The sequence below is a fragment of the Enterococcus mundtii genome (assembly GCF_002947535.1).
Taxonomy (GTDB): domain Bacteria; phylum Bacillota; class Bacilli; order Lactobacillales; family Enterococcaceae; genus Enterococcus_B; species Enterococcus_B mundtii_B.
Window position 1 is genome coordinate 55,351 of record NZ_PUAP01000021.1, and the last position, 12,615, is coordinate 67,965.

General features: G+C 37.5%; 11 protein-coding genes, 1 tRNA gene and 1 pseudogene. 3 read left to right on the top strand and 10 right to left on the bottom strand.

The features are described from left to right. Nucleotide 1: 1 nt before the first annotated feature. The 4 genes from yycF to CUS89_RS06685 all read right to left on the bottom strand — a co-directional run bounded on the left by yycF (nucleotide 2) and on the right by CUS89_RS06685 (nucleotide 3,769). A complete protein-coding gene (gene yycF / locus CUS89_RS06670; RefSeq protein ID WP_019723593.1) occupies nucleotides 2-706 on the bottom strand; it encodes a response regulator YycF in 705 nt (234 codons plus the stop codon). Nucleotides 707-1,007: 301 nt separating this feature from the next. Continuing rightward, nucleotides 1,008-2,015, bottom strand: a complete 1,008-nt coding sequence (locus CUS89_RS06675) for a DUF1002 domain-containing protein (protein WP_104871538.1) — start codon at nucleotides 2,013-2,015, stop codon at nucleotides 1,008-1,010. 331 nt (nucleotides 2,016-2,346) lie between these two features. Continuing rightward, nucleotides 2,347-3,204, bottom strand: a complete 858-nt coding sequence (locus CUS89_RS06680) for a DegV family protein (protein ID WP_066025551.1) — start codon at nucleotides 3,202-3,204, stop codon at nucleotides 2,347-2,349. Continuing rightward, the gene (locus CUS89_RS06685; protein WP_010736696.1) at nucleotides 3,194-3,769 is read right to left on the bottom strand and encodes a DUF1836 domain-containing protein; all 576 of its coding nucleotides are present in this window, start codon (nucleotides 3,767-3,769) and stop codon (nucleotides 3,194-3,196) included. The genes CUS89_RS06680 and CUS89_RS06685 overlap by 11 nt, the downstream gene beginning before the upstream one ends. A 381-nt stretch (nucleotides 3,770-4,150) precedes the next feature. Between CUS89_RS06685 and CUS89_RS06690 the strand changes: the two genes are divergently transcribed. Further along, nucleotides 4,151-4,223: transfer RNA gene (locus CUS89_RS06690), tRNA-Lys, on the top strand. A gap of 181 nt (nucleotides 4,224-4,404) precedes the next feature. Here CUS89_RS06690 and CUS89_RS06695 read toward each other — a convergent pair. Continuing rightward, nucleotides 4,405-5,598 carry an MFS transporter gene (locus CUS89_RS06695; protein WP_104871539.1) on the bottom strand — a complete coding sequence of 398 codons (1,194 nt, stop codon included), beginning with the start codon at nucleotides 5,596-5,598 and terminating at the stop codon, nucleotides 4,405-4,407. Nucleotides 5,599-6,122: 524 nt separating this feature from the next. Between CUS89_RS06695 and CUS89_RS06700 the strand changes: the two genes are divergently transcribed. Beyond that, the gene (locus CUS89_RS06700; RefSeq protein WP_104871540.1) at nucleotides 6,123-6,356 is read left to right on the top strand and encodes a helix-turn-helix domain-containing protein; all 234 of its coding nucleotides are present in this window, start codon (nucleotides 6,123-6,125) and stop codon (nucleotides 6,354-6,356) included. Between the two features lie 33 nt (nucleotides 6,357-6,389). Here the strand turns inward: CUS89_RS06700 and CUS89_RS06705 are convergent. From CUS89_RS06705 to CUS89_RS06725, 5 genes and pseudogenes are all read right to left on the bottom strand, one after another. Further along, a pseudogene (locus CUS89_RS06705) lies at nucleotides 6,390-6,753 on the bottom strand (HAD family hydrolase); the annotation flags it as partial. 55 nt (nucleotides 6,754-6,808) lie between these two features. Then, the gene (locus tag CUS89_RS06710) at nucleotides 6,809-8,539 is read right to left on the bottom strand and encodes an ABC transporter permease/substrate binding protein (protein ID WP_104871541.1); all 1,731 of its coding nucleotides are present in this window, start codon (nucleotides 8,537-8,539) and stop codon (nucleotides 6,809-6,811) included. Next, nucleotides 8,532-9,725 carry a quaternary amine ABC transporter ATP-binding protein gene (locus tag CUS89_RS06715; RefSeq protein WP_181055329.1) on the bottom strand — a complete coding sequence of 398 codons (1,194 nt, stop codon included), beginning with the start codon at nucleotides 9,723-9,725 and terminating at the stop codon, nucleotides 8,532-8,534. Before CUS89_RS06715 ends, CUS89_RS06710 begins: the two co-directional genes overlap by 8 nt. 196 nt (nucleotides 9,726-9,921) lie before the next feature. After that, nucleotides 9,922-10,557 carry a GntR family transcriptional regulator gene (locus CUS89_RS06720; RefSeq protein WP_086335156.1) on the bottom strand — a complete coding sequence of 212 codons (636 nt, stop codon included), beginning with the start codon at nucleotides 10,555-10,557 and terminating at the stop codon, nucleotides 9,922-9,924. 234 nt (nucleotides 10,558-10,791) lie between these two features. Beyond that, nucleotides 10,792-11,610 (bottom strand): GH25 family lysozyme, encoded by an 819-nt coding sequence (locus tag CUS89_RS06725; RefSeq protein ID WP_104871543.1) that lies wholly within the window; start codon nucleotides 11,608-11,610, stop codon nucleotides 10,792-10,794. Nucleotides 11,611-12,258: 648 nt separating this feature from the next. Between CUS89_RS06725 and nrdH the strand changes: the two genes are divergently transcribed. Beyond that, on the top strand, nucleotides 12,259-12,483 hold the full coding sequence (gene nrdH / locus CUS89_RS06735; RefSeq protein WP_010734318.1) for a glutaredoxin-like protein NrdH: 225 nt from the start codon (nucleotides 12,259-12,261) through the stop codon (nucleotides 12,481-12,483). Nucleotides 12,484-12,615 lie beyond the last annotated feature (132 nt).

Here is a 12,615-nt window from a genome sequence, read left to right on the forward strand (position 1 = left end):
CTTACTCCTGTTCTTGATTACGCAAGTAGTACCCTACGCCTCGGCGTGTGACTAAATAGCTAGGATGACTTGGATTATCCTCGATTTTTTCACGCAAACGACGAACGGTCACGTCTACTGTACGGACATCACCAAAATAGTCATAGCCCCAAACGGTTTGTAACAAATGTTCCCGTGTCATGACTTGACCAATGTGTTTTGCTAAATAAAAGAGCAGCTCAAACTCACGGTGAGTCAATTCGATCGTTTCGCCACGTTTCGTCACCATATACGCATCGGGATGGATCGTTAAGTCTCCAATGATCAGTTCAGAAGGTGTGACTTCTTCCACTTCTTTGGTAGCAGAAGCGCCACGTCGAAGATTCGCTTTCACACGTGCCACTAATTCACGATTAGAGAACGGTTTGGTCACATAATCATCTGCTCCCAGTTCCAAGCCTAACACTTTATCGATTTCAGAATCTTTAGCTGTCACCATGATGATCGGCATGTCAAACGTTTTTCGTACCTCACGAGCCACTTCTAAGCCATCCATTTTTGGTAACATCAAATCTAGTAAAATCAAATCAGGTTCCACTTCAGCTACTTTTGCTAAAGCTTCTTCCCCATCATATGCTGTATAGACGTCATAACCTTCTTTTGCTAAGTTAAATTTGACGATATCCGAAATCGGTTTTTCGTCGTCGACAACTAGTATTTTTTTCATAAAGAGCCACCTCTTAGTTAGTATTGTCATTCTGTTCTATTATACCGCATTTCTTATCAGGTTTCATCTTTCTAAAAAAATAGGACGTTATTGATAAAATTTTCATGATTGAACAGGCGGATCCAGATTCCTACAAACCTCCACGAATCCCACTTGTAGCTTGTTAAAGTATGCGATTAGATGATTATAAAAATAAACCGCTAACTCGGAAAAGTTTTAGCGGTTTATTCTTGCTTCATTTACTAAAGATCCGTATAGGGTAGCTCAAATCAAATATTTCATACATAAAAAACTATTTCGATTATTGAGAGTCACCAGAAAACATGCCAGTGATCGAATCCCATATGCCACTAAAGAATCCTTTGATATTTTCCCAAAGCCCTTTTGATTTTTCTTGAATTTGCTTGCTTGCCTCAGTCAAGTCTAGTTCTTTCACGAAGTCTTCAAAAATATTTTTATCTTTCATTTCACTCATCAACGAAGTTATTTCTGTGACTTGATCGCTTGTCATTACATCTTCTAGTCCATTATCCTTCAGAGCTTTTTCTACTGTCGTTTGAATATCCGCTTGTGTCAGCTCTTTGCCGTCAGCAGTCTTAGCTGCTAATTCTTCTTTCGCTTGCTCCTGAGCTTTATTTAATGCTTCATCGGAATAGCCATCTTTGTCTTTGTTTTCTTCAGTGATAGACGACAAAACATCCATTTCATTTTGAGCAACGCTGACACGGTCTTGATTAATGATGCCCCCCGACTCTTCCACGATTTTATACACACCAGCTAAAGCACCTGAACCATCGATTGGTACTGCGGATGCGACCGTCAATTTTGCATCGGTGATCCCAGCTGTTAACGCTGCATTTTGATACTGAGCAGCAGTGATCCGTGTGATATTTTCTGGTGTCGCGATATCAACAGTGATCCCTTCGCCTTCAGCGAGCGTCTGCATGCGGACAGAACTGTAAACTGCCCAATCTGTGGTAAAGCCACCATCAGGAATATAGGTCATTAAATCTGTACCAGACGTTTTATAGATCGGTGTTTCTCCTTTGATCCCTAACTTATCTAATGTATAACTTTCTTGTTCTTTCGTTAACGCATTACCGATTGCTACTGCATTGATCTGTAACCGTTCACTAGAGCTGGTTGTCGTTGTTGACTCGGAGGAATCCGTAGCAACTGTCGAGTCGACCGTTCCTGAAATTGGGACAATACTTTGCGTTGTTGCTGTCTCGTCTGCTAATACGATTGGTGTTGCTAGTAAAACTTGGCTTGAAACCAAGAGAGTGGCAATAAGTTTTGTTTTCTTCATACATAACCTCCATGTAGCTGTTTTCTGTTTTAAACATTGTACTATAAGGTCTATAAGATAACCTACGCCTCAAGGCTGATTTGAAAAGAATCTTATACTATCTTTTAAGATTACGGGTGTTTTCTTAGCTATTCCATGTATGTTGATCATCATTTCATCCATCATTTGGGACAATTTTCTTTCATTGGTCTTTCCAGAACCTCAGACATACGTCCTTTCTCCACTAACAAAAAAATGTTTAATAAAAAAGCACCAACCTCCTAAAATCCCCGGAAGTTAGTGCTTAGTTAGCGGGAGTGTATGCTACTGCCACATTCTCCATTTACTCTTGTTATGCTTCAAGTATTTGCACACCGATCCCTAATAAACCTGGGCCAGTATGGACAACCAATGCCGGTGAGATTTGTCCAAAATAAATCTCTTGGGCATTTGGGAATTCACGTTCAAAGCGAGCTTTCATTTCAATTGCTTCTTCTTCCGCTGCACCATGTGCGACTGCCAAGTTGAAGACTTTCGCATCCCCGACAGTTTCTTTCACATAGGACATTGTTTTGTCTAAACTTTTCTTTCTGCCTCGTGCTTTACCTACTGTATAATAGATGCCCTCTTCATTACAAGAGATAATGGGATTCAATTTTAAAGCATTTCCTAAAATTGAGGCAACTAGACCGATACGTCCGCCTTTTTGCAGGTATTCAAGTGTTGCTACATTGAAAAAGACTTTTGTTCGTTCAGCTAATGCAACTAATTCATCGATCAGCGTTTCCCATTCCATGCCTTCTTCAATCCATTTTGCGGCTTGGATTGCTGTAAAACCGGCGCCAATACCAATATTTTTAGTATCTAATACATGCGTTTGGATCCCTTCTTGTTCTTGTGCGACAAGACGAACCACATTATTTGTTCCGCTCAACCCACTTGAAATAGTGATTGCTAGAACTTTATCATAGCCATCATTTTTGATTTGATCAAAAATTTTAGTGATTGATTCTCCATCAGGTAACGAGGTACCCGGAATTTCCTCAGGTAAACGCTTATAAATCTCTTCAGGAGTGATATCGACTTTATCTGTATATTCTCTATCTTTATAAATGATTTTCAAAGGGATCACATAAATATTGTACATATCGATGATCTCTTGTGGTACATCTGTTCCTGAGTCTACTAAAATCGCAATCTTATTCTTCATTTTCTTTCTCCTTTTTTGCCTCTTGTAAATATTCGCTTTCTAGGCTGATCGTTTTTTCTGCTAGTAGCTTCATTGCAAAAGAAATCGTCGCTGAACGAACAGCAACATATTCTAATGGAAGCTCTTGATTTAATAATTGTTCATGTTGTTTTCCTTGGGCTAATTGACTAACCATTCGTATCGCATTTTCTTGTTCGTCACAAAAAAGATTGTATGCTTCACGAATGCCCACTGTTTTTCCTTGAAATAAAATTCCTTCTTTGATTTCAGGAATCGTCAATACTTGTTTAAGCGTTGTGATAGCAATCAGAAATGCCACATGTTGTTTGTTGTATCGCTTTTTGATCGGCGCCGGTACCAAACCTAGTTTCACATAATTATTAACCATTGAAGAAGTTAACAAAGGATGTTTTTCTCCTTGGATCACTGGTGATAAGTGACGATCCACTAGGGTCTTGACTTGATCCATGTATAGCTCCAAGTCTGGAAGTTCTTCCCAATGAGGTAAACGAAACGTTTCGATACTGACAGCCCAATCAATTAATTGCTGGCGCATTTTTTCCATTATGAAAGCTCCTTTAATGTTCTCATTAATATCTTATCAAAGTTTCCAAAAACATTCAATCTAGTTACTCAAACTAGATAAATTAATAACAAAAATAAACACCAATAACAAGTGTTTAAACGAGAATTGTTCTAGGTTCTTCTTGGAATAAAAAAAGACCCGCCATTTTCATGACGGGAAAGGAGTAAAAAAATGAAAAAGTGTTATGGGTTGTTCTTTTGCAAGAACTTTGTTGGTTGGGATACATTTATCATAACGGTCATTTATGAATAAACTATGAATGAATTTCTAGGAAGTAGTAAAGTTTTCGTAGATTTTTTATTGTACGTACCTTGCATTTTAAAATGCTTAGTGCTACTATAATAAAGTACTTTTTCATATGGGCCGTTAGCTCAGTTGGTAGAGCAGCTGACTCTTAATCAGCGGGTCGCGGGTTCGAGCCCCTCACGGCCCATTGGGTGCCAAACCCACGTCACCAGTACACTCTTGGCTACTTCGGTAGTTTGGAAAAGAGTGTGCGTGGTGGCATTTTTTTGTGCTCGGAAAACTTCAAGCCTTCAAAAGTACTAACAAAATAGTTCAATAGCTGTGGATTATAATCATTCGTGTCTTCTTTTACGAACCCTCCAACATTGTCAGATCATTTCTTTTCTCTTTTTTCCTTTTAAATGATTTATATAAATCAATAGAAGCCCTACAGCTATAAATGCTGAACTAACAAGAAACATATTTTGTAAAGACAACGACCTCATTAATATTTTATTGATTAATAAAATGCTAATGACACCGATCTCAGTTATAAAAGAAATCGTTGCTAAAATAGAAGATTTTTTTTCTTCATAAGTAATGATCTCACTTTCCAGCGTAAGTATCGAGCTACTAACAATTCCGATACATACCTCAACAAGAGCAAAAAGCACGATAGAAAGCCAACGATTTTCTAGAACACCAATACCAAACAGGGAGAACGATAAGATACAAAGTGTATAAATCAGTATTACATTATTTGATTTAATACTTGTTGTTAATTGTGAATAGATCTCACTTCCAAAAACGACAGAAATCATACTTAATGTGAACACTGTGGATAAATTAAAATTCAAACGATTAACATAAAAAATCGACCAATAAACTAAAACAAATTGCGTTGCTCCTTCAAAACATAGTGAAATAAATATCGCATATAACACATTTTTCTTGAGTAAAAAAGAAATATCTAAGGACTTAGATTTACTTTTTTTATGTATTCTGGTATTTATATTGGAAAAATCATTATATTTGATCCAACCATAAATAAACAGCGGATAGCAAAGCAATCCTATAATGGAGAAATACAAGGGAAATTGATTATCGATTTGAAAAAGCGAAGTACCGATGTTACCTCCTACTAGAGTTGCAATGTTTTGCAATGCCGTTCTTCTCCCCATCACTTTCTTCTCAAGTTTGATATTAAAATGATTCTCCAAGTCATTCGTATATGCTAGTACTGCCCCTGAATTCATAGCTAGTCCTATCCCATACAAAAATTCTGCTAATGAAAATCCGATGAGATTGCTTGAAAATAAAATAATACAAAAGCTAGATGCAATCACCATTGAAGAAATAATAATGATTTTTACTCTTCCAATTTTATCTGCCAAATATCCTGCTGGTAACAAGCCGAGTAAAATGCCTATATTTTGAAAACTCTTTATTAAGCTGATATTGTTATCTGTCACATCAAAATTTGAGTAATAAAGAGAAAAAATTCCTGACATCGAACTTCTGAAAAAGGTAAAAAACAGTGTGAAGACAATGAATGTAATGGCTATTCTCTTTTTATTATCCATGCGTCAACTCTCCATATATATTCTCGTTAGCACATCGATAACTAAACGCCCCATTAGTAGGAGATAGATTTAAATAATCAATTGATTGCTTTAAATAAACTTCACTATTATTTATGTCGTCCATTCCACAAACTCCTTTCAATTTTGAACAAAAAACTGGCGTAATATTAGCCATATGTCATCTTCTAAACTAGCTAAACACTAAACAATGTGAGAAAACCTTTTGGATCTGTCGCTTGTTCTTTGAAACTGCCCCCTTTCTTCGTGATCTATCCAATCAATTAACTATGGCAGCATCTAAAATTGAATAAATACATTATAACGTAAGATTTTATATATTTTGCAGCTTTCTTCCAACACTTTTATTTTTATGGCTGAACAAATCCTTTATCTGCTAACAGGGGGTCATATCTGTCAATAGTAATACAATGATTGTACCTACCCTATTTCCTCAATTTACATCTTAGCGCTTGATTTAGTAAAGGTTGTATATTTTAATGAGTACATAGCAAAGGAGGGATTTTATGAATTGGTTTGAACAATACAAACAAGACTTTGGGTTTAAGAGCAACTACCAACTGAGTAAGAAAACAGGGATCACTGCTAGTAGCTTTACACGTCTAAATCAATCAGAGGACTGGAACAGTGTAAAATTTGGCACAATGATTTTATTAGCTAAAGCGGTTGATGTAACACTGGATGAATTCGTTAAATATTTACAAACAAAAAAAAGAGTCTTCTTCCAATTAAATGGTTGAAGGCTCTTTCTCTGAAATCAAATCACTGGGTTTTCATACTTGTAAAGCAATCATTTTTTTGATCGCATGGAGCACCGCATCTTCATCGTTCGACTTTGTCACAAATTGTACAACTTCTTTGATTTGGTCAAAGGCATTGCTCATCTCAAAGCTGTATGCTGCACGCTCTAATAATTCGACATCATTTAGACCATCGCCAAATGCCATGGTTTCTTCTGGTGTGACGTGGAGGAGTCTTTGCAATTCTGCCACTGTTGTTCCTTTATGGACATTATGATTTGAACTATCGGTCCAAGCTGCTTCTGAAGCAACGATATAGGCTTTTTTTTATTTTTTCCAATTGTCTGACATGTTCAAAACAGTTCTTTTGCGGATCAAACACGGTGAATTTTACAAAAAAATGACTTTACCGAAACAGTTTTTGTTTCAGTAAAGTCGATTTTTTTATTTACTTAATTTTTCCAACTAGCAACTTTTTCTTGGTTCTTATCGATCCATTCTCTTGCTGCTTGTTGTGGGTCTTTGCCGCTGTTGATTTCCAACATGACTTCTTCCATGTCTTTTTCTGTCCAATTGAATTTGTCCAACACAGCGTATGCTTCTGGTTGATCTTCTTTTAAGCCTTGGCGGACGATCGTGTGGATCTCTTCCGCATCTCCCATCGCATTTTTTGGATCTTCTAGATATTTCAAGTCATACTTCGCAAACATCCAGTGTGGCGTCCAACCAGTAAAGACGATTGGTTCTTGATTTTTGATTGCTTGTCCTAGTGCAACCGTCATCGCACCTGAAGAAGAGGTCTCAACTGTCCAACCCTCAAGATTTGGATATTGGGCAATCGTATTTTCTGCGGCATTCACCACACCTGCACCAGGTTCGATACCGGTGATTTTTTTGCCTGCTTCATCGGTTAGATCCGCGATCGAATTAACATCCATGTATGTTGGAACAGCTAATCCGACTTTGGCACCTTTCAAGTTTGCACCTAGATCATCGACTTGATCTTTGTATTGTTCATATTGAGAACCATGAGTTTTAGGTAACCAAGCAGCCACCATCCCATCTGATTCTCCTTTTGCAACGGATTCCCACATGATCGAATTATCAAGAGGCGTCACCTTCACATCATAGCCCATCTCTTTTAAGACTTCTGCTACGACATTCGTTGAAGCAACTTCTGTATCCCATTCCACATAAGAAAGATTGATGGTGTTTGTTTCTTTTGTTGAAGAACTAAAACTACCAACACCGATCGCACCTAATAAAACGACGACTACTGCACCAATGATCACTCCTTGGCGCTTTTTATTTTTTTGTTTCGCAGTACCTGCTGCTTTTTGATCATTTGGTTGATTCAAGTGTTGCGTAAAACGGTCAATGATAATGGCTAAGATCACTAATGCTACCCCATTGACAAAACCGTTTCCGACTTGTGCACGTTGTAAAGCAGAAAGGACACCACGACCTAAACCAGGCGCTCCGATCATTGAAGCAATCACGACCATTGAAAGAGAAAGCATAGTTGTCTGATTGATCCCTGCCATGATCGTTCCTTTTGCTAGTGGTAATTCAAGTTTCACTAGTTTTTGCCAACTCGTACTACCAAATGAATCAGACGCTTCTACTAACTCTTTAGGTACTTGGCGAATACCTAGGTTCGTAAAACGAACCGTTGGTGGTAACGCAAAGATCACTGAGGCAAACACCCCTGGAACCATACCGATTCCGAAAAAGGCAACCGCTGGAATCAAATAAACAAAACCAGGCATTGTTTGCATAAAGTCAAGAATTGGTTTAATGATTCCTTGCGCTTTATCATTTTTCGCCATTAAAATACCAAGAGGTACACCAATGATGATTGAGATCACACTAGATAGTAACACCAATGTGACAGTATTCATCAAATCTGTCCATAATCCTTGATTATAAATGAACCATAAGCCAATCAAAGTAAATAATGTCAATCCGGGACGTTTTTTTGAAATAAAGAACGCTGCAACTGCCATTAAAAGAATAAATAGTGGTGCTGGTATCACTAATAAAAGATTTGTGATACCTGTCATCACTGCTTGACCAATCGTTTGAAGGAATGAGAACAGTCCTGCGAACGTTGTTGTCAACCAATCAGTGATCGTTTCGACCCAGTCAGCGACGGGTACTTGATAGTTCAATAGATTATTCATGTTCGCTCACCTCACTTGTTGCTGCTAATGCTTCGATTACGCTACCTCGGATAATAACGCCTTTTAATTTCCCGTTATCAACCACGGCTAATGGCGTCGGCGAATCATAAATAATATTGAAGATATCACTAACTAGCATATCTTTACCGATCACGGTAACATTTTCATCAAGGAAATCGATCAATGGACGTTTTTGACGTCTTGCTTCTAATGCTTGATCTGCTGTAATGATCCCTTTTAAGTTACGTTTTCTATCTACCGCCATCAACATGCTGACTTCTTCGTTACGCATACGTGTCAACGCAACGTTTGGACCATCTGATTCGATATTTGTGGTTAATGCAGGAACCATGATGTTTTGCGCCGTCAAGACTTTCGAGCGATCGACTTCTTCAACGAATTCTCTCACGTAATCATTGGCTGGATTAGTCAAGATTTCTTCCCCAGTACCGATTTGCATGATTTCTCCGTCTTTCATCAACGCAATGCGATCCCCGATACGCAATGCTTCATTTAAATCATGTGTGATGAAGATGATCGTTTTTTGCACATTGGATTGTAGTTCCAATAATTCATCTTGCATTTCACGACGAATCAATGGATCAAGTGCTGAGAAAGCTTCATCCATCAATAGGATCTCTGGATCATTTGCCAATGCTCGGGCTAACCCTACACGTTGTTGCATCCCACCAGATAATTGACTAGGGTATTGATCTTTAAAGGATAACAAGCTTGAGTTCTCTAGCGCTTTTTCTGCTTTAGCTTGACGTTCTTCTTTAGGAATACCGCGAACTTCAAGACCATATTCTGTATTTTCTAAAATCGTACGATGTGGGAATAGACCGAAGTTTTGGAACACCATGTTGATTTTGTGACGACGAACTTCACGAAGTTCTTCTTTGCTAAGTGTTGAGATGTCTTCTCCATCAATCAAGATATTGCCAGATGTTGGTTCAATCAAACGATTCAATAGACGGATCAAAGTTGATTTCCCACTCCCCGAAAGCCCCATGATCACGAAGATCTCACCTTCTTGTACATCAAAACTCGCTTCATATACGCCGACAGTTGCGCCGGTTTTTTGTAAAATCTCTGTTTTCGATTGGTGCTTTTTCATCATTTCCAAAGCAGTTTGTGTTCGTTTACCAAATATTTTCGTTAAGTTTTTTACTTCTACTTTTACCAAACAAATTCTCCTTTGTATGTAAATTCATTTTTCTTTCTGAAAAAAGTGACCACACTACGATAACATCATGTAGTCACTTTGTCAAAATCCAAGTATCTGTATTATTAGGGAAACTACACAAAAAAATGGCCAATCCCTTATCAGTATAGGGATTGACCAAAATTAGAATTAAATGAGATTTTTCTTATCCGCTCGTTCACTGGCCATCTGGATAAAAAAAGTTCGTCATTCGTTGCAGCGTATACTCGTTTCCAATGAAGTGGACGGTATCGCCCGCTGAAAATTTAGCATATGGGCCAGGCGAGACCAACAGCTCTTGATCGTGGGAAATAGCAATCACTGTTGCACCAGTTGCTTGCCAGATATTCAATTCGCTGATGGATTGATCTAAGTGAGCCGCTTCTTCTGTCAAAGCAAGTTCAAAAGGCAGAAGTGGGTTCATCTTATGTATTCGTTTCGTTTGACTAACAAGTTGGTCCAATAGTTGCGAAAAATGATTCAACTCTTCTTGTTGTTTTTTCACACTTTCCATGATTTCTGCTTTTGTTTCTTGGATCGATTGCACATCTTGGTATTGCAAAAGGAAATCCTTTGCTTTTTCTTTAGATGCTACAAACGCACCACTGCCATGACGGACTTCCATGATTCCCAGATCGACCAAAACATTGATTGCTTTACGAGTCGTCTCAGGAGAAGCGTTATACGTGCTTGCTAAAGTGGATCTTGCATGGATCTTTTCGCCGATTTGATAACGATTTTCTACGATTCGTTCTGCCAAGTCAACGGCGATCTGTTGATAACGCGGACGAACCAGTTTGGTTTTTTCACTCATTTTATTCTTCCTCTTTCATCTACTTGTCAGCTAACATCTTACTATGGACGCTTCAAAGAAGCAAAAGTAAACTGGTTTTATTTTTGCTTCTATACAAGAAATCCGGTAGTTGTCAGTTGATTTTTCCAAACTAAACAGTTCGTATCACACACTTTGAGAATAAAGCGACAACCACGAAAATCAAAAAATTTTCGTGGTTGTCTTTTTGTTTCTTACGCTAAAAACAAACTTCATTTAACTTGTAAATTTTTTCAAATAGTCAGTACTTACATCAAAATGACGGGTAGGAAATTCTGGGAAATACAGATCACTTGCCCACTGCCAAGCTGCTGTATCTGTATGCAAAGGATTTTTATCAGAAGGATCATACGGCCACTGTGCAACCCAACAATTTTCTTTTCCTAGACGTGTCATATCTAGCTTGTTTTCGGTAAACCAAGAAGCACTCGAATAGTGGATGACGTTTTGATAGCCGCCCTGTTGGATCGCTTTTTGGAAAACCAACGCATTATCTGTCACTTTGTCCAAGTTCATCTTTAGATTTTCACTATCGTTGACAACCACAGTTGATGATGGAAGGTTCAACTCTTTCATATAATCCAATAAGAACTGAGCTTCCCCTTTTGTATCAGCTTCTTCATTGAACCACGCATAATGATAGACACTTACTTTTAGACCTGCCGCAACGGCTGAAGCAATCTGTTCAGGAGCAAGCGGATTTTTATACGAGTCTCCTTCAGTCAATTTCACGACTACACCCTTAATGCCGTAGTTTTTCATCGTTTGGAACTCTTCAATCGATATTTTGCCATTATTAGAAGATATGTCAATAAAATCTTTAGCTGGTCTTCCTGATTCGGCAGCGGAGATTCCTGAATCGTCTGTCAGACTTCGGGTGAGTGATTCTGAGAATTGGCTGCTACTACCTAACACATGTTGATTTTTTTCAGTAATCGTAGGCTTGATTGGAATCGAAGTTGCCTGTGCTGTTCCTCCGATAAAAACCATTAAAGTAAAAGAAATAACACCTACCCGTTTGATCATTGTACGCATCTTGGATCGCTTCCTTTTATTGAATTTTCAAAGCATCAACAAGACGTCCTGTTGGCTCTATTTAAACAAAAATCTAGAAATAAAAAAACAGATAACATGACAATTAATTAAATTTTAAACATAACATTGTTATTAAAAAATTAAAAATATTGTTAGTTCAATTTTTACAACATTTATCATCTTACTACTATTTATAGTGAGTACTCTTTTGACTTTTGCTATTTTGATTCGAGTTTCTCTTTTCGATGATCCTTAGACACTTAATGATCATCTTTCGTTTTGTGAAAGAATTTCTATAAAAAAAATGTATATATAGCTTTTTGTTTTGTCTTCAGACTGCATTTATTCCTTCTTTTATTTACATTTTTTTGCATACCTATTTCGTTTGTGATTTTTCGATCGAACATTCATTTATTAGCCAGCAAAGGTTAAAAAAATATTTTTTAACGGAGTTTTCCACAAGCATTTCTGTATTAATACAAGCGAATCTGCACGAGATACTTGTTTTCATTGTTTTTCAAAAACCACAAAACATAGTATTCCACAATTTCCACAACACAAGATGTAGTGTTTGTTGATTGACTTTTTTACTAATAGATTTATACTATTGATTATAGAGAAAACACACGAGCAAGGAGGCAAATAATAATGAATGTAAAAATCTTTTCAAAAAATAATTGTATGCAATGTAAAATGGTGAAACGCTTTTTAGCTGAAAATAAAATCGACTTTGAAGAAGTAAATATCGACGAGCAACCTGAAGCAATCTCATGGTTAAAAGACCAAGGATTCCAAAGTGTTCCGGTCATCACTTCAGACGCAGCGACTGTCATTGGTTTTAGACCAGATCAACTACGTCACTTAGCTAGCTAAGAATCATTCAAACAGTTGTCAAATAGATCGAGGATTTACTTGATCCTCTGCCACCATGGATTTGATGGACTTACGGATATTGTCCGTAACCTCCCCAAATCCTTTTTTACAGCAATGAACACCACTATATCT

Bases quoted from the DNA above. Each gene is read 5' to 3' on its own strand.
- yycF (WP_019723593.1), bottom strand. From the start codon at position 706: ATGAAAAAAATACTAGTTGTCGACGACGAAAAACCGATTTCGGATATC.
- CUS89_RS06675 (WP_104871538.1), bottom strand. From the start codon at position 2,015: ATGAAGAAAACAAAACTTATTGCCACTCTCTTGGTTTCAAGCCAAGTT.
- CUS89_RS06680 (WP_066025551.1), bottom strand. From the start codon at position 3,204: ATGAAGAATAAGATTGCGATTTTAGTAGACTCAGGAACAGATGTACCA.
- CUS89_RS06685 (WP_010736696.1), bottom strand. From the start codon at position 3,769: ATGGAAAAAATGCGCCAGCAATTAATTGATTGGGCTGTCAGTATCGAA.
- CUS89_RS06695 (WP_104871539.1), bottom strand. From the start codon at position 5,598: ATGGATAATAAAAAGAGAATAGCCATTACATTCATTGTCTTCACACTG.
- CUS89_RS06700 (WP_104871540.1), top strand. From the start codon at position 6,123: ATGAATTGGTTTGAACAATACAAACAAGACTTTGGGTTTAAGAGCAAC.
- CUS89_RS06710 (WP_104871541.1), bottom strand. From the start codon at position 8,539: ATGAATAATCTATTGAACTATCAAGTACCCGTCGCTGACTGGGTCGAA.
- CUS89_RS06720 (WP_086335156.1), bottom strand. From the start codon at position 10,557: ATGAGTGAAAAAACCAAACTGGTTCGTCCGCGTTATCAACAGATCGCC.
- CUS89_RS06725 (WP_104871543.1), bottom strand. From the start codon at position 11,610: ATGCGTACAATGATCAAACGGGTAGGTGTTATTTCTTTTACTTTAATG.
- nrdH (WP_010734318.1), top strand. From the start codon at position 12,259: ATGAATGTAAAAATCTTTTCAAAAAATAATTGTATGCAATGTAAAATG.